The organism is Corynebacterium sp. UMB0012 (assembly GCF_030216265.1).
Classification (GTDB): Bacteria; Actinomycetota; Actinomycetes; order Mycobacteriales; family Mycobacteriaceae; genus Corynebacterium.
In genome coordinates, this window is sequence record NZ_JASOKQ010000005.1 from 119,626 (window position 1) to 139,248 (window position 19,623).

The 19,623-nt window shown below is 58.7% G+C and carries 29 protein-coding genes and 1 pseudogene; 24 read left to right on the forward strand and 6 right to left on the reverse strand.

Features of this window, described 5'->3' with window-relative positions:
- Positions 1–3: 3 nt before the first annotated feature.
- Both glmU and QP324_RS04100 read right to left on the reverse strand, forming a co-directional pair.
- On the reverse strand, positions 4–1,449 hold the full coding sequence (gene glmU / locus QP324_RS04095; protein WP_284814620.1) for a bifunctional UDP-N-acetylglucosamine diphosphorylase/glucosamine-1-phosphate N-acetyltransferase GlmU: 1,446 nt from the start codon (positions 1,447–1,449) through the stop codon (positions 4–6).
- A gap of 67 nt (positions 1,450–1,516) precedes the next feature.
- Positions 1,517–2,713 (reverse strand): MFS transporter, encoded by a 1,197-nt coding sequence (locus QP324_RS04100; protein ID WP_284814622.1) that lies wholly within the window; start codon positions 2,711–2,713, stop codon positions 1,517–1,519.
- A 122-nt stretch (positions 2,714–2,835) separates the two neighbouring features.
- Here QP324_RS04100 and QP324_RS04105 point away from each other — a divergent pair, with 122 nt between their 5' ends.
- Positions 2,836–3,552, forward strand: coding sequence for a trimeric intracellular cation channel family protein (locus QP324_RS04105; protein ID WP_225747260.1), 717 nt, complete (start codon positions 2,836–2,838; stop codon positions 3,550–3,552).
- A gap of 53 nt (positions 3,553–3,605) precedes the next feature.
- Here QP324_RS04105 and QP324_RS04110 read toward each other — a convergent pair whose 3' ends face one another.
- The 4 genes from QP324_RS04110 to QP324_RS04125 all read right to left on the reverse strand — a co-directional run bounded on the left by QP324_RS04110 (position 3,606) and on the right by QP324_RS04125 (position 6,087).
- Positions 3,606–4,793: a site-specific integrase gene (locus tag QP324_RS04110; protein ID WP_284814623.1), complete on the reverse strand. Its 1,188-nt coding sequence runs from the start codon at positions 4,791–4,793 to the stop codon at positions 3,606–3,608.
- Positions 4,794–4,973: 180 nt separating this feature from the next.
- On the reverse strand, positions 4,974–5,138 hold the full coding sequence (locus QP324_RS04115; RefSeq protein WP_284814624.1) for a hypothetical protein: 165 nt from the start codon (positions 5,136–5,138) through the stop codon (positions 4,974–4,976).
- A gap of 75 nt (positions 5,139–5,213) precedes the next feature.
- Positions 5,214–5,591 carry an ImmA/IrrE family metallo-endopeptidase gene (locus QP324_RS04120; protein WP_284814626.1) on the reverse strand — a complete coding sequence of 126 codons (378 nt, stop codon included), beginning with the start codon at positions 5,589–5,591 and terminating at the stop codon, positions 5,214–5,216.
- The gene (locus QP324_RS04125; protein ID WP_284814627.1) at positions 5,584–6,087 is read right to left on the reverse strand and encodes a hypothetical protein; all 504 of its coding nucleotides are present in this window, start codon (positions 6,085–6,087) and stop codon (positions 5,584–5,586) included. Before QP324_RS04125 ends, QP324_RS04120 begins: the two co-directional genes overlap by 8 nt.
- Before the next feature lie 164 nt (positions 6,088–6,251).
- On the opposite strand from QP324_RS04125, the gene QP324_RS04130 reads away from it, so the two are divergent.
- From QP324_RS04130 to QP324_RS04240, 23 genes and pseudogenes are all read left to right on the forward strand, one after another.
- On the forward strand, positions 6,252–6,482 hold the full coding sequence (locus QP324_RS04130) for a hypothetical protein (RefSeq protein WP_225747255.1): 231 nt from the start codon (positions 6,252–6,254) through the stop codon (positions 6,480–6,482).
- Positions 6,483–6,544: 62 nt separating this feature from the next.
- The gene (locus tag QP324_RS04135; protein WP_284814629.1) at positions 6,545–6,700 is read left to right on the forward strand and encodes a hypothetical protein; all 156 of its coding nucleotides are present in this window, start codon (positions 6,545–6,547) and stop codon (positions 6,698–6,700) included.
- Between the two features lie 595 nt (positions 6,701–7,295).
- Positions 7,296–7,520, forward strand: a complete 225-nt coding sequence (locus tag QP324_RS04140; protein WP_284814631.1) for a helix-turn-helix domain-containing protein — start codon at positions 7,296–7,298, stop codon at positions 7,518–7,520.
- Between the two features lie 39 nt (positions 7,521–7,559).
- Positions 7,560–7,760, forward strand: a complete 201-nt coding sequence (locus tag QP324_RS04145; protein ID WP_284814633.1) for a hypothetical protein — start codon at positions 7,560–7,562, stop codon at positions 7,758–7,760.
- Positions 7,738–7,917 (forward strand): hypothetical protein, encoded by a 180-nt coding sequence (locus tag QP324_RS04150; protein ID WP_284814635.1) that lies wholly within the window; start codon positions 7,738–7,740, stop codon positions 7,915–7,917. Before QP324_RS04145 ends, QP324_RS04150 begins: the two co-directional genes overlap by 23 nt.
- Positions 7,908–8,183 carry a hypothetical protein gene (locus QP324_RS04155; RefSeq protein ID WP_284814636.1) on the forward strand — a complete coding sequence of 92 codons (276 nt, stop codon included), beginning with the start codon at positions 7,908–7,910 and terminating at the stop codon, positions 8,181–8,183. Before QP324_RS04150 ends, QP324_RS04155 begins: the two co-directional genes overlap by 10 nt.
- A 188-nt stretch (positions 8,184–8,371) precedes the next feature.
- A complete protein-coding gene (locus QP324_RS04160) occupies positions 8,372–8,554 on the forward strand; it encodes a hypothetical protein (protein WP_284814638.1) in 183 nt (60 codons plus the stop codon).
- Positions 8,551–8,805, forward strand: coding sequence for a hypothetical protein (locus tag QP324_RS04165; protein ID WP_284814641.1), 255 nt, complete (start codon positions 8,551–8,553; stop codon positions 8,803–8,805). The genes QP324_RS04160 and QP324_RS04165 overlap by 4 nt, the downstream gene beginning before the upstream one ends.
- Positions 8,802–8,978 (forward strand): hypothetical protein, encoded by a 177-nt coding sequence (locus tag QP324_RS04170; RefSeq protein WP_284814643.1) that lies wholly within the window; start codon positions 8,802–8,804, stop codon positions 8,976–8,978. Before QP324_RS04165 ends, QP324_RS04170 begins: the two co-directional genes overlap by 4 nt.
- Positions 8,975–9,382 carry a hypothetical protein gene (locus QP324_RS04175; protein WP_284814644.1) on the forward strand — a complete coding sequence of 136 codons (408 nt, stop codon included), beginning with the start codon at positions 8,975–8,977 and terminating at the stop codon, positions 9,380–9,382. The genes QP324_RS04170 and QP324_RS04175 overlap by 4 nt, the downstream gene beginning before the upstream one ends.
- Positions 9,383–9,385: 3 nt before the next feature.
- Entirely contained in the window at positions 9,386–10,825 is a 1,440-nt protein-coding gene (locus tag QP324_RS04180; RefSeq protein ID WP_284814646.1) for a DUF2800 domain-containing protein, read from the forward strand.
- Positions 10,826–11,013: 188 nt separating this feature from the next.
- On the forward strand, positions 11,014–11,610 hold the full coding sequence (locus tag QP324_RS04185) for a DUF2815 family protein (protein WP_284814647.1): 597 nt from the start codon (positions 11,014–11,016) through the stop codon (positions 11,608–11,610).
- Positions 11,611–11,698: 88 nt separating this feature from the next.
- Entirely contained in the window at positions 11,699–12,070 is a 372-nt protein-coding gene (locus tag QP324_RS04190) for a hypothetical protein (protein ID WP_284814648.1), read from the forward strand.
- A 348-nt stretch (positions 12,071–12,418) separates the two neighbouring features.
- Complete coding sequence (locus tag QP324_RS04195; RefSeq protein WP_284814650.1) at positions 12,419–12,679, forward strand: hypothetical protein; 261 nt, start codon at positions 12,419–12,421, stop codon at positions 12,677–12,679.
- Positions 12,672–12,902, forward strand: a complete 231-nt coding sequence (locus QP324_RS04200) for a hypothetical protein (RefSeq protein WP_284814652.1) — start codon at positions 12,672–12,674, stop codon at positions 12,900–12,902. The genes QP324_RS04195 and QP324_RS04200 overlap by 8 nt, the downstream gene beginning before the upstream one ends.
- On the forward strand, positions 12,895–13,218 hold the full coding sequence (locus tag QP324_RS04205) for a hypothetical protein (RefSeq protein ID WP_284814654.1): 324 nt from the start codon (positions 12,895–12,897) through the stop codon (positions 13,216–13,218). Before QP324_RS04200 ends, QP324_RS04205 begins: the two co-directional genes overlap by 8 nt.
- A complete protein-coding gene (locus tag QP324_RS04210) occupies positions 13,215–13,430 on the forward strand; it encodes a hypothetical protein (RefSeq protein ID WP_284814656.1) in 216 nt (71 codons plus the stop codon). Before QP324_RS04205 ends, QP324_RS04210 begins: the two co-directional genes overlap by 4 nt.
- A gap of 361 nt (positions 13,431–13,791) precedes the next feature.
- Complete coding sequence (locus QP324_RS04215) at positions 13,792–14,037, forward strand: hypothetical protein (RefSeq protein ID WP_284814658.1); 246 nt, start codon at positions 13,792–13,794, stop codon at positions 14,035–14,037.
- A 102-nt stretch (positions 14,038–14,139) separates the two neighbouring features.
- Positions 14,140–16,674 (forward strand): virulence-associated E family protein, encoded by a 2,535-nt coding sequence (locus QP324_RS04220; protein WP_284814660.1) that lies wholly within the window; start codon positions 14,140–14,142, stop codon positions 16,672–16,674.
- Between the two features lie 375 nt (positions 16,675–17,049).
- Positions 17,050–17,238, forward strand: coding sequence for a hypothetical protein (locus tag QP324_RS04225; protein WP_284814667.1), 189 nt, complete (start codon positions 17,050–17,052; stop codon positions 17,236–17,238).
- The gene (locus QP324_RS04230; protein WP_284814661.1) at positions 17,219–18,577 is read left to right on the forward strand and encodes a DEAD/DEAH box helicase; all 1,359 of its coding nucleotides are present in this window, start codon (positions 17,219–17,221) and stop codon (positions 18,575–18,577) included. Before QP324_RS04225 ends, QP324_RS04230 begins: the two co-directional genes overlap by 20 nt.
- On the forward strand, positions 18,574–19,047 hold the full coding sequence (locus QP324_RS04235; RefSeq protein WP_284814662.1) for a hypothetical protein: 474 nt from the start codon (positions 18,574–18,576) through the stop codon (positions 19,045–19,047). Before QP324_RS04230 ends, QP324_RS04235 begins: the two co-directional genes overlap by 4 nt.
- Positions 19,048–19,349: 302 nt before the next feature.
- Positions 19,350–19,623: pseudogene (locus tag QP324_RS04240) on the forward strand (hypothetical protein); the annotation flags it as partial.

The following is a 19,623-nucleotide window of genomic DNA, read 5'->3' on the forward strand; positions in this document are numbered from 1 at the left end:
CCCTTACTTTTCGTTGTCCTGCGCACGGGCTGCGGCCTCAGCCGCGGGAGTACCCGGACGCTTCTTTTGAACCCAGCCCTCGATGTTGCGCTGTTTGCCACCGGAGACTGCGAGTGCTCCCGCAGGAACATCGTCTTTAATTACTGTACCCGCACCGGAGTATGCGCCATCACCGACATTGACCGGAGCGATAAACATTGTGTCAGAACCGGTGCGCACGTGGCTGCCGATGGTGGTGTGGTGCTTGTTCACGCCGTCGTAGTTCACAAAGACGGAGGAGGCACCGATATTGGACTGCTCGCCCACGGTGGCATCGCCGATATAGGTCAGGTGCGGAACCTTGGAGCCGCGGCCAATCTGGGCGTTCTTTGCCTCTACGAAGCCGCCGAGCTTTCCGTCCTCTCCCACCACGGTCTTCGGGCGGATATAGGTAAACGGGCCGACCTTAGCGTTGGTACCAATGACGGAATCGCTGCCATGGGTGCGCACGACAGAAGCGCCTTCGCCCACCTGCATATTGGTCAAGGTGGTGTCGGGGCCAATCTCGGCGTTATCGGCGATGCTGGTAGTACCCCACAGTTGGGTGCCTGGGTAAATAATGACATCGGAGCCCACGGTGACGTTGACACCAATCCAGGTGGTCTCCGGATCCACGATGGTGGCACCGCCGCGCATCGCCTTTTCAACCATGCGGCGGTTGAGCTCTCGGCCGGCAGAGGCGAGCTGCACGCGGTCATTGACGCCTGCGAGTTCGGCCGGATCCGCTGCTACGTGCGCGCCGACGCCGTGTCCTGCGGTGCGGGCAATCTCGAGGACATCGGTGATATACAGCTCGCCTTGGGCGTTATTGGAGTCGAGCTTCTGGAGGGCTGCGGCAAGCACGCGCCCATCAAACGCGAAAACGCCAGAGTTGACCTCGTCGACCTTGCGCTGCTCTTCGGTGGCATCCTTTTGCTCCACGATGGCAGACACGCTGCCGTCCTCGCCGCGAATTATGCGGCCGTAACCGGTCGGGTCATCGAGGCGCATCGAGAGCACAGTGACCGCGTTGCCTTGCTCGGTGTGGGTGGCGCGCAGGCCCTCGATGGTCTCTGGGGTAAGCAGTGGGACATCGCCGTTGGTGACAATGATGGTTCCCTCGAAGTCCGGAATCGGCTCCAAGCCGCAGGCCACGGCATGACCGGTACCCAGCTGCTCCTCCTGCACCGCCTGCAGTACCTCGCAGTCCAGCTCCTGGGCGATGGCATCCACGGCGGGGGAGACCTGATCGCGCTGGTGGCCCACCACCGTCACGATGCGCTCCGGGTTGATCCCGGCCGCAGCGTGCAGAGCGTGGCCGAGCAAGGTGCGCCCGCCAATCTCATGCAAGGTCTTCTGCTTGGTGGACTTCATGCGGGTGCCGGCGCCAGCCGCAAGGACGACGACAGCACACGAGGTTGTTGCTACCACGGGTTATTGAGCTCCTGGGGTCGAGTCTGATTCTTATCCGGACTACATCCTATAGCCCAAGTGCGATTTATGTGTGAGAAACCTCTTTCAGACCGCGGGCGCGCCACACGCCGAGGAAACCAATGAGGGCAAGGAAAAGCAGCGCTGCCTCGGGGCCGGCCAGTGCCACCACGGAGGAAATGCCACCGACGATGAGGAGGATAATGCCCATCATCGTATTGGCCGCACCTACATACTGGGTGCGCTTATCGCCGCCGGCCATATCCACCACGTAGGTCTTTCGCGCCACGCGAATGGCCGTGTGCGCCAAGTTCACAGCAAAGAAACCAATCGGCATGACCCAGGCATTGACCGCATCCGGTGCCCAGTGCGAGCTGGCGACCAAAAGCACCAGCACGACGGAAGCCACGGCCGCGCCCACGGCCATGGTGTTTTTAGAGGACTTATCCGAATACACCCCGGAGATGCGCCCGCCCACCAGGGAGGCTAGGCCTGAAGCAAGCACAAATCCGTAGAGCCCGGAAAGGTTGCTGCTGAGCAGCACAATAAAAGAGGTAGATAGCGCCGACACGAGCAAGAGCGCGCGGACGATGACGAAGTTGCGAAATTGGCCGTCGCTAGTAAAAAGCTGCCAGGTATCGCGCCACCACTGCTTATCGATGCCCCCTTCGGTTTCCTCTGGCACCGGCTCATCCACGCCCGAAAAGACCCACGCGGCAATGGCCCACGTGGTCGCACCAATGGCGAGGACCGTGCCCATCATGGGAATGCTGAGCTCGCCCAAAAAGTAGAGGATAATGCCGGTCAGCAAAGTAGCACCGCCACCGAGGGCTGCCGCGCTACCGGTCACCTGGCCGCGCGCGCCCTTGGAAATGGTGCGCGCCTGCACGTCCTTGCCCGCAATCGAGCACAGCGCGCGGAAAAGCGAGAGCGCGGCCAGCGCCAGCAGCACAATGATGCCTAGGATTGCCCCGCGGGTAAAAAATGCCGCGAGCGCGATGACCGCGGCGGATACCGCTTGGCCCAAAGAACCGATAATCCACAGGCGCTTGCGGGCCCTATGCGTAGTCACCCACGGGGTCAGCGCCGCCTGCGGCAGCATCGAACCGGACTCGCGGATAGGGGTGAGCAGACCGGTAAAGAACGCAGGCACTCCGGCCGCACTAAAGAGCGCGGGCAGCACCGTCTTGGCAGCAACAATCTGATCGCCCAAATTTTGCAGGCCATTGGACCAGATGAAATACCGGGCGTTGGATTTAGACATGAGAAATGCGATCTTTCAGAGAAACGAGTTGGTTAAATAAGAGCCATGCTGACACGCCGGAGAGTAAAACACGGCCGCAGTCACGCCGAAATTCTACCCGCGCGGCAGGAGGCCTAAGAATCATGCACGATGTCGATCCCCTCATCAATTCGCTGTACCAAGCCTTCGATCTTCTCGGCGTGGTTTTGAACGGCATCATTGGCGGCACCCTTGCCCGCCGCCGTGAATTCGACATCGTGGGCTTCGTGTTCCTCGCCCTCTTTTCTGGGCTGGCCGGTGGCATGATCCGTGACATGCTCATCGGGGATGGAGCAGCGGCAGCGATCTCAGACCCGTGGTACCTCGGCCTTGCTTGCTGCGGTGCACTCATCGCATTCCTCATCGATCTCAAGGGCAAGGCGTGGGAGCTATTTCGCGAACACGGCGATGCCATCATTCTCGGCGTGTGGTCCACCACCGGCTGCGTTAAGGCGCTCACCCACGGCATGCCCCTTATTCCCTGTGTCTTTCTGGGCGTGCTCACCGCAGTGGGCGGGGGAATGGTCCGCGATATTGCCTCCGGGGAAATCCCGTCTATCTTTGGCGGCAGCCCCCTGTATGCCGTGCCCTCTATCCTCACCGGCATCGTCATGGTTACATTTGCCGATTACGGACAGTTTGCACTCGGCATGGTGGTCGCACCGATCGTCGGCAGTGGCATGGCCATCGTGTCCTATTGGCGCGGCTGGGTCCTGCCCCGCGCCGGTGTAGCCCCCGTTAACTACACCGCCGCCCAAGTGGCGGCGATTGCGAAGAAGGCCGAGCTGAAAGGCTTTCGACGCGGCAGGAAGAAAAACTAAAAAAGCTTCCCCACCAGGACTCGAACCTACCATAAACCGGGCCTTTTACCAGGCTAAACAGCCTTTTTGCTCCCCTTTTGACGGAGTTTTGACGGAGTTTCAGAAAAATCCACCACCTCCGCAAGCATGCCGTCCATCGTCTCCGCGACCTCGTCCAACATGTCCGGAAACAAGTCCGCATACGTATTCAGCGTCTCCGCCGCGTCCGCATGCCCCAACTGAGTCTGCACAACCTTGACGTTCGCCCCGGCATTCACCAGCAGGCCGGCCGCTACGTGTCTTAGCCCGTGCGGGGTGATGCGCTCAAATACCCGTGGCTCCGGCTCGCCTGCCGCCCGAGCCTCGTCGATAGCTTCCTTAGACTTCGCCATCATGCGCTGCACCGCACCATCAAACCACGTCTTGTGCCCCGGCGAGTGCATGGGCGTACCACTGCGCGACTGCCAGATGAGCTCGTCTCGCCCGCGGTGCGCGGCCACCTCGAGCACCTGGTCCATAACCGCCTTGGGAACCGCCACCGAGCGCCGCTTGTGATTCTTCAGCGTCGTGTTGAAATGCCACCGCTTCTCGTTATCCAGGTACACCGCGTTGCGGCGCACATGGATACGACTATTCAACGGGTCCAAGTCCCTCGGCCGCAAAGCCGCAAGCTCACCCCACCGCAAACCAGACGTGCCCAAAAGCAGCACAATCTCCCCATGACGCATACACTCGTCCGCGAGGTCTTTCAGCTGCTGCATCGTCAGATACACGTGCACGGTTTTCACCTTGCGCGGCAGGCGAACACCGCGGGCGACGTTCTTTTTCACGCGCTGGTCTTTAACCGCCACATCAAGAATCTGGCACAGCACGCTATGGCAATTGCGCACCCAGGAGGGGGAGTAGCCCATGCCGGAGACCCACCGCTGCACCTCGCGGTGAGTGATCTCCTTGACCCGGCGCTCACCCCAATAAGGCTGGACAGTGCCGCGCCAAATAGTGGTGTTCATGTCCGCGCTCGAGGGCTTGAGTAGCTCGTTGAGTACGAGCCAATCTTCGGCAACCTCACTGACTCTCGCAGCCCCCTTAGTGGGGTCGACCCAGTCGCCGTCAGCGATGGACACCGCGTTACGGCTCGCCCATTCTTCCGCTTCGGGTTTACGCTTGAAACCTCGTTTCGAGGTGTTCTTGCCGTCGGGTTTGACGTAGTCGACGCGGTACCTGCGGCCGTGTTTCGTGTTGTACGCCTTAATGGATGCCATATGATAGACCTGTCCTGTCTTTAGTTGGATGGGGCGACTTTCCGTCCTTGGTGCTGTCTACTTCCACATGTCGAGCACCAAGGGCGGGTTTGTCTTATACTGCTTTTGGCCCACATCCCCCCCGTGGGCCCAGGGTGGCCCCGTGTATTGAGCTCAGCTCCACGGGGTCACCCCCAGTTTTTAGTGGCTAGACAATGCATCCACCAGCGGGTCAACGCCAAGGAGGACGGCTACCCCGGCGACAAAAATTCCGATAGCGGCGGGAACCATAGTTGACGCCGGAAGGCCAGTACCTTCGACCCATTCGTTCATGTTGTAGTCGGCAATGTTCTGCAAAATCTCCATGAGAGTTCCTTTCGGGAGAGTTGTGATGTTTTCAAGTTTTAGGACATTGGCCCCACGGGCCTGTGGTCCAGCGGATTACGCTGCTTGCCTTTCGTAGAGAGATTGCCAAGTTTTTAGGACTTTGACCGTTACGCCTAGCTCGTGGGCTAGGACGGAGGGGTGTGGTCCGTAGATTGCTTCTGTGGCGGCGTAGTCGTGGGGGTTGATGAGGAGGCGGGCTGCGAACCTGTCGGCACGGATTTCGTGGGCGCCGTGGTGGCCAGGCGGGTCACCATAATGCGCGTGTCCTAGCTCGTGGGCGAGGGAGCACAGGGTGGTGACGTCATCCATGCCTACGCGCAGAGTGATGGTCACCCGGTGAGGAAGCCAAGCTGCTTTAGGCCCGCCACGGTGCCACCTCACCCGATACCCGCGCCGCTGCGCCACATCAATGAGGGCATCGGTGCTAATCAATCAAATCCTCACCTCGTTTCTCGCGCTCGGCCTGCTCGTCTGGGCTGCTGTCTGCCGCGTGCGGTACGGAATCGTCCCATTCTTGGACCAGGCCGTCATCGTCATCATGCAGTGAAGCATGTGCATCGGACACGGGGGTGAGGTGCGGGGGAGTACTGCGTTCTACTACCTCGCCAAAAGTACCTACCCAGTGGGCTGGTTCGTCGTCGATGCGGTGCGCTAGTTCTGCAACTAATTGCTGGTCGCTGAGTGAATGGAGCAGTTCTCCTACGGAGAGCATGCCTGATTCTTCAGGGAAGATGTAGCCGGTCTCTAATAAAGCTCGGACGGGTGGGCGACCGTAAGCGCGGGCCAAAGCTATGACGGTCTCTGCGCTGAGAGTGCCGCGGGCTAGTTGGCGATTCATCGTGGCGGGGGAAATGTCTGCCTTGTCGGCTGCTGCGCGCCCAGATGAATTTTGGGTGAGTTTTTCAAACCATTCGTTGTGCTCAGTCATGTGACTCATTATGCGCCACTTGACCGTGTGGCGCAAATCGATTCACCGCCGATGAACTGGGAAAACTAACACGTTTGTAATTACGGATTGACAACTCGACGCAAAGTGATCCACAATGAGTCACGTAGCGCACAATGCGCCACTCGGACAGAAAGGAGCCACCAATGGATGGCCACTACATTCTTCGCCCCGAGGTAATTGATGAAGCGCGCAAGCGATTCGGAGTCACCTCCGACGAAAAGCTTGCCGCACAACTGAACCTCTCCTCCGGAACCGTGCAGCGCGCCCGGCGAGGAAAGGAATTGCAGTTCACCACCGCAATCAAGCTCCTAAAAGCCGCAGGGTCGGAGCTTTCAGGCGTCATGTACGTACCACGAGGCGAAGTAGTCGCATAGGGAAACCCACGGCGACAAAGACAAAAACACACCTACCGCACCTGCTAACGAAAGACCCCACTATGAACACCCCCAACACCGCATACATCGATGCCTACACACTCGGCTACCTCAAAGCCGCGCTCAAAGAACACCTCAAACCAAACATCGTCGAAGAACTCTTTACCGAAGCAGAGCAGGCCGCACTCGATGCTGCCATCGCAAGAGCAGGACATTAAACGCCCAAACACAGAAACTTAGCCCGACGAGCAGGCAGGGGAGTGCAAGCCTCCCCACGGGCACCAGGCCGCCAGACCCTCCCTAGGGGATAGACGAGGGACTGGCCGGCCACGCAGTACAGAGAACTCAATAGTGAAGAGCGCCGGAAGATACCGGCCCCGCGAGCGATGGTTCTTAGATTCGCCACGACCGGGGCAAGCAACAAATGCAGGAACCCCACCCTGAGCGGCGGGAGGGAACGAACGGCGCGGACACAAATAACAGGCCTGAATGGACAAATCACAATCCTTTAACACCTACTACAGGGGCTAAGGAACCGTGCTTACAAAAGACTCCGGGGTTCGAATCCCCGGCAGGCCACCGGGTGGGTGTGACGATTAACTGCCGTCGTAAGTGAAGGAGCGGGCAGCCCCGCCACTGACCCGCACCTGCACCCACCTCCAAACACATGAAAATAGCCCCGCGTAGTTGCAGCTACGACGGGGCCGTGAAAAAGACCTGGAAAGGAAAGGTCACCATGAACTTTATCAAAAAACTCCTCCGTCGCGGCAGGCACCGCAAGCCCCGCACCCGCACGTTCTGGGTGGTGTGGCGATGAACACCAAGCAACTCATGGAAATGGTTGAAGCCGTCCTCGGTAAGCGAGTAGCCAACCTCACCGTTCAGCAATTCGCCGACATCACTGGCCTATCGCACCGCACTATCCGCCAGGACTGCGCGGCCGGCCGACTACCCGCCTATCAAAGCGCAGTAGGCACCCCGTACCTCATTCACTACACCCACCTGACCCGATACATGGAGGTCAACACCGCAGCCTAAACAATGCCCTAAAAATCCTCGACCCCTGGAGAAACACACATGCGACAAATCACGCACGCCGAAGCCGTCAACCACCTCAAAGATATCGAGACTCGGCTCAAGCTCATCTACCGCTACACCCACGTCTCAGAGAACATTCGGCGCCAAATCAAAGACGCAGCCGCCCACACCCACCTCATTAGCGCAAAAATCACCGCCTACGAAAGGAAAACCCGCCATGCCAACCACCAATCCAAATAATCGCCCAGACCGCAAAACACCCACCTACAAAGAACTTGCTTACTGGCAAGACACCGCCGCAAAACGAGTCCGCCTGTGCTGGGCCACCGGCATTTTTGGTGGCCTGGTCGGCTTCCTATTCCACGCTGTGATTTCGGTGCCACCGGTATGGATGTAGGAGTCACCGACACATGGCTGATGCAGCAATACCAGCCAGTGCAAGTACGCGGCCAATGGCGCGTCCACATCGGCGACAAACCCCGCTTCTTCACCACCGAAAAAGAAGCCAAAGAATTTCTCGCCCCACTCATTGCAAAGGCAAAACCCTGCCTCTATGGACATTGCGACCGGTACGGACTCCCCATACCAGGAATGGGCAAAGGCTTCATATTCTGCCGCGAACACATGCACAACGCACACAAAGCACTAGCCACCCAACATTAGGAGACACCACCGATGCCTCTTTTCGCCCCAGAATCCACCTACCCCAGTCGGGAAGCCAAGAAAGTTGCCCTGGCCCGCATTGAAGGGGAAGCCCTCGACTGGGCACGCGACCACGGAGACACCTTCCCCACACTTAGAGACCTCTGCCACGAAATCAGCGTCCACGTCGACATAGAACGAGAAAACCTATGACCCCACCAAAACCAAGCGACCTCCAACCCACCGAGCTCGACCGCCGCATCCAAGAAACCCACCACACCATGCTGGCCTTCCTTGACCGCGGCTACAGCGAAGACACCGCACTCGAGCTTACCGACATCACGCTCACCCGCCATGACCGCCATACGCTCCTGGACTCCGTAGACCTATGACCATATGGATAATCGCCCTCACCGCCGTGACAATCATTAACACACTCGGCGCAGTAGCCCTGTGGGCCATTTCGAATAAGCGAATGCGCGAGATGAACTTCCATATCGCCGTTGTCTCCGACGCCGCCGCCACCCTCCACCGACGCATTAACCAGAGCCTAGGAGACCTGCCAATGCAGCCGCCTACGGAAGACGAGCCCGGGAAAATCGACGCGCTCATCAAGAAGTACTACAGGAAGCCACCCCAATGACGAATATTCAAGCACGCGAGACCCTGCGCCGATGGGCAGCAGGAAAACACATCACCAAAGCCCAACTAGCCGACCTCAAAGACCAAGGCTTCATCACCACCCTCGACGACGGACAGAACCGCCTCACCGTCCACGGCACTCGACTCATCACTGGAAAGGACCCTAAACAATGACCTGGATTAGCAAGAACCTCACCCTCGACCTTCTCGCTATCGGCATCCACGCCATGCAAAAGACCTTCGACCGCATCAAACAAGAACCCGACAACGTGTCCCCTTGGCCGCAGGTGGAGAGCACGCAGGCCGCGCCGGGCGCAGTAGAGGAAGCACCCGCACCGAAGGAAGAACCAGCCGCCGAACCCACTCCGGAGCCAAAGCCCGAACCACAAGAAGAAGAAACACCAGACCTACTCCCCGAAGCGCAAAACACGCTCCGCGCCATCAGCATGGACGAAGGCCCCGGCTGGATTACCGGAACCCTATTCCCACACTTCAACGTCCAATCCCTTACCGACGTACCAGCCGACAAACTCCCAGAACTCATCACCATGGCCCAAAAACACCACAAGGGAGACTAAACCATGACAGAAGTCTACGTCCCCCTACTGGATGCCACCAGCATCGACTTCACCAATGACGATGAGCGCGCCGGGGCAGAAAAGACCATCACCCAAGCCGGCATCACCCACATCGAAGATGACCGGGGCGACATTCGGAAAATCTTCGGCCGGCTCAACAAGAAAACCGTCCCACTTAATAACGGCGGTGATGGTCCGCAGCGGCTTACTTTCGACAAGGTGAAGACGTTCGGCACGATGGAAGAAAAGAAAGCCGAGTCGTCGGTCGAAGTGCAGCACGCCGGCCGCGCACACGCTGTGCTGTCTGCTTCCAGTTCTCACAGGTGGCTAAACTGCACTCCGGCACCGCGCCTTGAAGCCCAATACCCAGACAGTGAGTCTAACGCCGCGGCAGAAGGCACTGCAGCCCACGAACTCGCGGAGCACAAGCTACGCCTCCTCAACGGCGACGAGTCCACCCTCGTAGGAGACTCCGATTGGATAAACGAGGAAATGGACTCCTACACCGACGACTACGTCGATAACGTCATGGCAGAGCTCGCGCGCGCCCAGAAGTCCAGCCCCGCCGCGTTCCTCGCCATTGAACAACACCTCGACTTCTCCCACATCGTGCCGCAGGGTTTCGGCACCGGCGACGCCCTCATCGTCGGCGATGGCACCATGACCGTCATCGACCTGAAATACGGCAAAGGCGTAGAAGTCAGCGCGGTGGGCAATCCGCAGATGCGCCTGTACGCGCTCGGCGCCCTTGCCCAGTTCGGCATGATTTACAACATCGACCGGGTGCGCATGGTGATTTTCCAGCCACGCCTAAACAACGTGAGCGTCGATGAAATCAGTGTCGAAGAACTCACCGCTTGGGGTAGGGAAGTAGTCGCCCCGCGCGCGCAGCTCGCAATCCAGGGCGAAGGTGAGCTCAACGCTGGTGAGTGGTGCCGCTTCTGCCGGCACGCCCCACAGTGCCCAGCACTCGCCGCCCAATACCTCGACCCACTGCCGAAGGAATCGGATGAGATGACGCCGGCGGCTCCCGACCCGGAAACACTCACCGACGACCAGATAGCCAAAATCGTGGCCTGGTCCGGCGAGATTAAAAAGTGGCTATCGAAGGTAGAAAAGTTCGCCCTAGATGAAGCCAACAACGGCCATTGTTACCCCGGGTTGAAGCTCGTGGAAGGCCGCTCAGTGCGCCGATACACCGACGAGGACGCGGTTGCCGCCGCGGTCGAACAAGCCGGCCACGACCCCTACGAAAAGAAACTCCTCGGCATCACCGCGATGACGAAGCTGCTCGGCAAAAAGCAATTCCAAGACACGCTCGGCGACCTCGTACATAAGCCCGCAGGCAAGCCCACACTCGTCCCAGAGTCAGATAAGCGACCGGCACTACAGGCGGCCACACCAGAAACCGTATTCCAACCACTAGGAGGAAAGAACCAGTGACTGACCAGGAAACCAAGTACGCGAAGATTCAGTCCATCTTCAACCCAACAGGGGAGAAGCTCGAACCTGAGCCGGAGTATGACGGCCCGGACGCCGCTTAACCCACTTTGCCGCTGGTCGAAGACGATTCACCGGCACCCATGAACCACCAACAACCACCCACCAATGTTCCAAGGAGGAACCACACCATGGCTAAGACCAACCGCGACGTCACCGTATACGGCCGACTATCCTTCGAGCACCTATTCACCCCTCACGCCGTCAACGAAAACGCAGACCCCAAGTACTCCATGACCCTGCTTATCCCCAAGACGGACACCAAGACCGTTGAAGTACTCAACACGGCAATCAATAACGCAGTTCAGGACGGCGTCGAACGCCACGTATTCAAGCAGCCCATCGACCCCGCACAGACCAAGTACCCACCACTGCGCGACGGCGACAAGCCCAATGACAGCGGCGAGCCCCGCGGCCCGGAGTTCGCCGGCCACTGGTTCATCGCAGCCAAAGCCAGCACCAAGCGCAAGCCATTCGTCGTAGACGGGAACCTGCAGCCAATTATTGACGAGTCGGAAATCTACTCCGGCTGCTACATCAACGCCGCAGTCCAGTTCTTCGCCTACGAGAACTCCGGCAACAAGGGCATTAGTGCTTCCTTGGTGGGTGTGCAGAAGGTTAAGGACGGCGAGCGCCTAGGCGGCCAGCCGCTGGAGGCCGAGGACGTGTTCTCCACGCTCGGCGGCGGGGCAGGGGCCCAGGCCGCTGAGCCGAACCTCGGCTTCTAAACGACACGCGACCATTAGTCCCCGGCCGCGCGGGCCGGGGACCTTTCTAATTACCTCACAAAACTTTACTGATTAAGGACACCCATCCATGACCACCCCAACCCGACAAGACATCATCAATGCCCACGACTCACTAGAGGAATTGAAGCGTGCAGCATTGAAGTCAGCAGACTTCTGCGGTGACACAGACCATTTCCTGATGTGTAAGGACGAGATCCTCAAGGTCCTCCCACCGAAGCCACGCCCCACAATGGACGAGGTCGAATGGGACGATGGTGAGCACTTTCTTGCAGAAGCAGAGCAGAACATACACGGCCAGGTCATCATGCTGGGCCTAGACGAAAACGGACTTATTGAATACTTCGTCCCGCGTTTCCACGCACAAAGATACGACGCGGCACGCCCTGACACCCTCACCCCTACTGGTCGCCGCTACACCCTCACGGAGGTGCAGGAATGAGCACTGATTACGACAGACTGCGCGCTGGTGTAGAGCAGATACGGGAAATGTGCCTAATAGAACGTGACGCAGCATTCCAGGACACGCCTATACGCGCAGGCGAAGTTCAAGCATTCAACCTATGCGCAGAACAACTAACCGCCCTACTAGACGGAGACCACCAATGACCGGCCCTTGGCAGCGGTGGTTCGCCTGGCGGCCCGTCCGCACGCGGCAGCACGGGTGGAGGTGGCTCCGCACCGTAGAACGCCGACAAATCACCGGCCCTACATTCACCCCATACGAAAAGCCGTATCTGTGGGAATACCGACCCACCAAAGACAACCGACACGAAACGGAGGTGCAGGAATGAGCATTAATCACGACCACCTACAGCACCTAGTCGCCGAGATGAAGCAGGGCGTCACCGCTACCACTAAATACAGCTGGTTAGACCTCGCACAAGAAAACCTGCGTCTACAGAAAGGGCTACGAGCGATACGTAGAGACCTCTACGAAAGCGCCCTGTGCAACGGTGGCACTGATATTCCCTACCTCCAAGGAATCACCGAGCAAGCCGAAGAAACTAAGAAGCAGATCGACCAGCTACTAGGAGACCACGATGACTAGGTATGGAATCCAGAGCGCCCTTTTCTCGGACGCAATCCACGTAGGACAGCTCGATAAGAGCGGCGCAACACTCATCAACAAAGAGGACTGCACAGACCAAGCACTCGCCGCAGTAGTCGAATATTTGCTTCGCCACAACGACGGGCAGCTGACAGGACGATACCCAGACGGAACCAAAATCACCATCACCGCCACCATCGAGAAAGAAAACCACGATGAGTAAGCAAGACCGGGCGGCAAAAGCAATCAAGTTCGGGATTGCACGCGGCTACAACCCCGAACAGGTCGCCACGCTGCTAAACGAACTTAACCTACTCGCCGAAGACCTACCAGAGCCGTCTAGGGGCATGACCGCCCCACGTGGGAAAGTGTGGTATCTCGACGGGCCAATAGGAGATATACGCAGCTCAGGAGAGGACATAGTTATCTCCGGCCATGATTACCGTCACCAGCCAATCCGCCAGGTGCTCACTAGAGCGGAGGCAGAGACTATCGCCCACGCCCTACTAGCAGCCGCCAACTACCAGGAGGAAGAATGAGACCGCACAAAATTGACATCTCACCGCGCAGCATCACCCTCGACGGCATCCCACTCCTACACAGTGACGAGGCCCCAACCGTGGAAACAGTCGCGCCCGGCCTGCACCGTGTCCGGCTCACCGTGTACGCCGACAGAATCCAACTCGACGGCGACAACCACCACAACCCAGAACCCACACCCATCTATGACCAACTCAAGGAGCAAGCATGACCACCCTCGCAGACATGACCGAAGAAGAACGCAAAGAATGCGTAGGAATGTGGTGTGATTACACCAGGGAAGGGGAAGAAAAAGAACTAGTAGTCATGGTCTCCGATATAAATAGGGCGGGCCGCATACCCTGCGTCAATCCCTCAGCTACACAGCCCGAAGCATGGGCACCCGAACCACGGATGCTCACCCCACGCCCCGACCTGCCCCGCGCATGGCAAGCAGACGGCACGCCACCAGCAGGGGAATGGGAGCACGAATACACCTGCACAGACGGATGCTCCCCCACCACAGGCGAACACGTGCCTAGCGTAGGCCCAAACCAAAAAATCCGCCGATTCGTAGGGGAGTGGCAGGAAGCATGAGACGCTGGAAAGTCTACAAAGACAACGAGGACAAGGCATGGCGATGGGTAGCGATACCCGCACACGAAAACTGGTGGGAGAAACCCCAAGGCCGACGCTTCCCCCAATGGCACATGGCCCTGCACTACGCCAACCGAATGGCCCGCACCGCCGACTTCGAAATCATCGGCAAACCCGTCGGCCGTAACCAACTCGCAAAAACACTAGACGCACTCGGATTCAAGCAGGGGATAAGCACATGACCCCAGACGAACCACCACACCAACCCCAAACCAGGCCCCGCGCAACCTCGTGCAGGGGCCATTTTTAATACCCCAACAACCCCAACGGAGGAGAAACCACCAATGAAAAACCGCGAACTCAAAATCGCCACCGCCACCACCCGCACCTCCTCCCACTGGACCAACACCCACACCACCCTCCAAGACCTCACCGCACGCGCCTACGAACCCACCATCGTCAACTGCACCAAAGACCAATACCGCAGCATGGCCAAGGCCGAGCGCGACAAGCACAAAGACGTCGGCGGCTTCGTCGGCGGCCACCTCAAACACGGACGCCGCCGCAAAGGCCACATCCTCACCCGCTCTCTCATCACCCTCGACCTCGACAACATCCCCGAAGATGTAGACCTCCCCGCCGCCCTGGCCGACACCGTCCCCTACGCCTGGCTCGCCCACACCACACTCAGCCACCTCGACACCGAACAACGCTGGCGCATCTGGGTATGGCTCCACCGAGACGTCACCGCCGACGAATACGGCGCCGTCGCCCGCAGAGTCGCCCAAGACATCAACCCCGGACTCGCATGGTTCGACCCCACAACCTTCGAACCAGAACGATTCTTCTACTGGCCCGCCACCCTCACCGACGGCGACTACCACGTCCACGTCAGCACCAAAAAAGAAATCCTCAACCCAGACAACTACCTCAACCGCTACGACACCTGGCAAGACGTCACCACCTGGCCCGGCATCACACCCGAACAAGCCAAAGCATTCCAAGCCACCGGCACGCTCGACGACCCGCGCGACAAACCCGGCATGCTCGGCGCCTTCAACCGCGCCTACCCAATCCCCACCGCCATCAAAACCTTCCTCCCGGACGTCTACAAACCCGGCACCACCAAAGACCGCTACACCTACACCGGCGGCACATCCTCCAATGGCCTCATCATCTACAACCAAGGCCACTACGCCTACTCCCAGCACGCCACCGACCCCGCCGCCGACGGCCACTCCCACGCCGCCTTCGACCTCGTCCGCATCCACAAATACGGCGACCTCGACGCAGACACCGAGGCCAGCACGCCAGCGAATAAGAAACCCAGCTACCTCGCCATGATGGACTTCATCAACCAGGACCCCTCTACGCGCGCAGAAAACGCCAAAGCCACCGCGGCGAAAATCAACGACGTCTTCCAACCCATCACCGACGAGGCCGCGCGCGGCGAAGAGGACGACGCAACAACATCCGAGGCAGGGGAGGGCACCACCGCAGCAGGGGAGGAGAAGGACACCCACGACCCCACCGCCTGGCTCACCCAACTCGAAACCAAAAAAGACGGAACCTTCAAAGACACCATCGGAAACTTCGAACTCATCCTCACCCACGACCCACACATCAACCACATCGCCTGGAACTCCCACGCCAACCACCTCGAAGTCCAAGACCCCCAAGCCCTCCCATGGCAACAAATCAACCCCGGCTGGACAGACAACGACGAAGCCCAACTCAAAGCCCACATCGCCCGCACCTACGGCGGACTCTACGCACCCACCAAAATGAACGACGCACTACTCGCAACCGCATCCGCACGCGCCTTCCACCCTGTCCGCGACTACTTCAACCACCTCCCACCATGGGACGGAATTGAAAGACTAGACACGTTGCTCGTGGACACCCTCGGCGCCGACAACACCGACTACGTCCGCGCAGTCACCCGCAAAACCTTCGTCGCAGCACATCGACGCACCTTCAACCCCGGCTGCAAATTCGACCAAGTCCTCACCCTCGTAGGCCCCCAAGGCGCCGGCAAATCCACCATCTTCAACCGCATGGCCGACCCCTGGTTCTCCGACTCACTGACCATCACCGACATGAAGGACAAGACCGCCGCCGAAAAACTCGCCGGCAACCTCATCGTCGAACTCTCCGAGCTCGCCGGTATGCGCAAAGCAGAAGCCGAACCAGTTAAAGGCTTCATCTCAAGGACAGAGGACAAGTACCGCCCCGCCTACGGGCGAAACGTACAAAGCTTCCCACGCCAAGGAATCATTGTCGGCTCCACCAACGCTGATGAGGGCTTCCTGCGCGACACCACAGGCAACCGCCGCTGGTGGCCCGTGCACGTCACCGGCCAAGGCTGGCTCGGCAAACCACACACGCTTACCCAACAAACCATCGACCAACTCTGGGCCGAAGCACGCGCGCGCGACAAAGAAGGCGAGAAACTCTATCTCACCGGCGACCTACTCCAGACCGCCGAACACATCCAAGCCGAAAGTGTAGAAGCCGACGACCGCGTCGGAATCGTCGCCGAATACCTCGACAAAACACTCCCCGGAAACTGGGACGCCCTACCACTGGGCATGCGCCGCATCTGGCTCGACGGCGAAACACTCCCAGACCAATACCGCGTAGGCGGACTCGCTGACAACTACTACACACGCACCAGCGTGTCGAAAATCGAAATCTGGTCCGAGTGCTTCGGGCGTAATCCAGAGGACATGCGCAAGATCGATTCCCACGAGATCACTGCAATCATGCGGCAGATTGACGGGTGGGAAGACAGCGGAGAGCGGAAGCAGCTACCCATCTATGGCCGTCAAAGGGTGTTCCGCAAAATCCAATTCCGGTCAGATGTTCTAGCAATGTAGGTCGGGACAATGCCCCGGGACAACATCACCCTAGGCTTTGTCCCGATGGGGACAAAGGACAAACCCTAAAGGCATTGTCCCGCACATTGTCCCGACCGAAAACCATGTACTAGCGGCTCAAACATCACCATAAGGACAAACGGGACAAAGTTTCTTATTAAAGAGTCTGTAGGAAATTAGAGGGGTGTTATGTACAAAACTACGGACACACTGCCTAAATCAGACACCTAAATAGGAAAACCCCCGACTTTGTTCCACCCACCATGATTGGACAGAAACCCAATGCTCGAACGCGAAGTCGAAAAAGCCCTCGTCCACCAAGTCCGCAAGGCCGGCGGAATCGCCCCAAAACTCACCAGCCCCGCAAACGCCGGAATGCCCGACCGACTCGTAATCCTCCCCCAAGGCAAGGTCTGCTTCATCGAAGTCAAAGCCCCCGGTAAGAAACCCCGCCCACTCCAAATCCGCCAAATGGAACGACTCACCCAGCTTGGCTGCACGGTCCGCGTCATCGACCACCCCAACCAAATCCAGGAACTCATCCATGAAATTCAATCCGCATGACTACCAAGCCCACACCACCCAATTCATCATCGACCACCCAGAGTCCGCGATATTTCTGGGGATGGGAATGGGCAAAACAATCTCCACCCTCACCGCCATCAACGACCTCATCCGCAACCGCTTCGAAACCCAAAAGGTTCTCGTCATCGCACCCATCCGCGTCGCCCGCGACACCTGGCCCACAGAAATCAAAAAATGGGACCACCTAGCCGGCCTCACCGTCAGCCCCATCACCGGAACCGCACAACAACGCCAAGCCGCCGCCAACCGCCGCGCGGACATCTACACCATCGGACGCGAGAACATCCCCTGGCTGGTGAAGCACCACGGCAACCGCTGGCCTTACGACATGGTCATCATCGACGAACTCTCATCCTTCAAGAATCCTCAAGCCAAACGCTTCAAAGCACTCAAGAAAGTTCGCCCGAAGATACACCGCATCGTCGGCCTCACCGGCACACCCGCCCCCAACAGCCTGCTGGATATCTGGGCGCCGTTCCGCCTCATCGACAATGGCCAACGTCTCGGCAAGTACATCACCCACTACCGAGACCAGTACTTCACACCTGGCCGGCGCAATGGCACCGTCGTTTACAACTGGAACCTCCGGCCCGGCGCGGACCAAGCAATTTACGACAACATTGCCGACATCACCGTCTCCATGCGCACCACCGACTATCTCCAGCTACCCGAATCCACCCACCAACACATCACCGTCCAACTCCCCACGAAGGCGCGCAAGCACATCGACACCCTCAAACGAGACCTCGTCCTGGACCTCGACGACGACACCATCGACGCCGCCAACGCCGCCACCCTGTCACTCAAACTCCAGCAACTCGCCGGCGGCGCCATCTACAACGAAGCCGGCGACGACTACATCACCATCCACGACGAGAAAATCCAGGCACTCACCGAGCTCGTCGACCAAGCCCAAGGCAACCCCATGCTGGTCTGCTTCTGGTTCAAGCACGAACGCGACCGCATCCTCGATGCCATCCCCGGCGCGCGCGTCCTCGACACCCAGCAGGACTTCCACGACTGGAACAACGGCGATATACCCGTCGCACTCATCCACCCCGCCAGCGCGGGCCACGGACTCAACCTCCAATCCGGCGGCCACATCATGGTCTGGTACACCACCCCCTGGAGCTTGGAACTCTACGAGCAAGCCAACGCCAGGTTGCACCGCCAAGGCCAAACCGAACCCGTCAGCATCATCCACATCGACACCGCCGACAGCATCGACCAAACAGTCCACCAGGCACTTACCCGCAAAGACACCACACAGCAAGCACTCATCACGGCAGTTAAAGCCCAACTCGAGGAGGCAGCATGAAACAAGTAGACGAGTTCCAACTCAGAGACCTATCCCGCGAACTAGCCGGCCACTACACCGAACTACACGAACTCAAAGACACCACACCAACGCCGCCAGAAGTAAAGACCAGAAACAGCGTCAAGGGCCTGGGCCCGAAGTCTCCCGGCAACTGGCTATGGCTCAACCGATACGTCACTATGGAGCAGAACCTCCGCGAACTCTGCCTCAACGCCTTCGGTACCGACGGCATCGGCATCCACATCGACGAGTCAGACTTCACCGCACCACGACTGTGCCGACTCATCGCCTGGCACGCCCAACCATTATCAGAGCTGGACTGGTCGGCAGACCTTATGCAGGAACTCGAGGACCAGGCCCGCACCATCAACCGATGGACCAACCCACCAGAACATGGCCAAGCACTACTTAAGTCAGCGCGAGTGAAACGTCACCTTGTTGGTAAGTACTTGCCACCACTTGACAAGTAGCCTGAATAAAATGATATGATTGCGCTGTAGTAAGAGCCCGCCTGAGAGCGGGCTTTTGTCGTTTTATAAGTCTTGTCGCCTGACTCACTAACCCACTAATGCGGACACTTTTTGCATAACTGACCACCTGAGATGCAGGCCACCAGCTCACGACTGGAACAAGACACCAAGCCTTGTAGCCACCTCAACCTGCAACTAACCATCACGCATTGAAACGTTAGAGCAGCTCTGAGCAACAACACCGAGGCGCAGGCCGCCAGCTCACGACTGGAACAAGGCACAAAGAATGAGCGGAGGTGAACGTGAGTATCACCGAAACCACCACACAACGCGGATATGGATACAAACAACACCAAAAAACCCGCAAAAACTTACTATTCAACCTCGTCGACGGCACCGAATGTGAATACTGCGCACGCCCAATGTTCCGCGACCCGGCCAAAAACTTCGACGGAGCTGCACTCGAAGCGGACCACGTAGACAGGGACAAAACCCAGCCTGAAGTGCCCCGAGTTTTGTTCCTAGGCATTTGCCTTGATTTCTATTATTTCCTGTGGCGGTTTCTGCTTCCAAAAA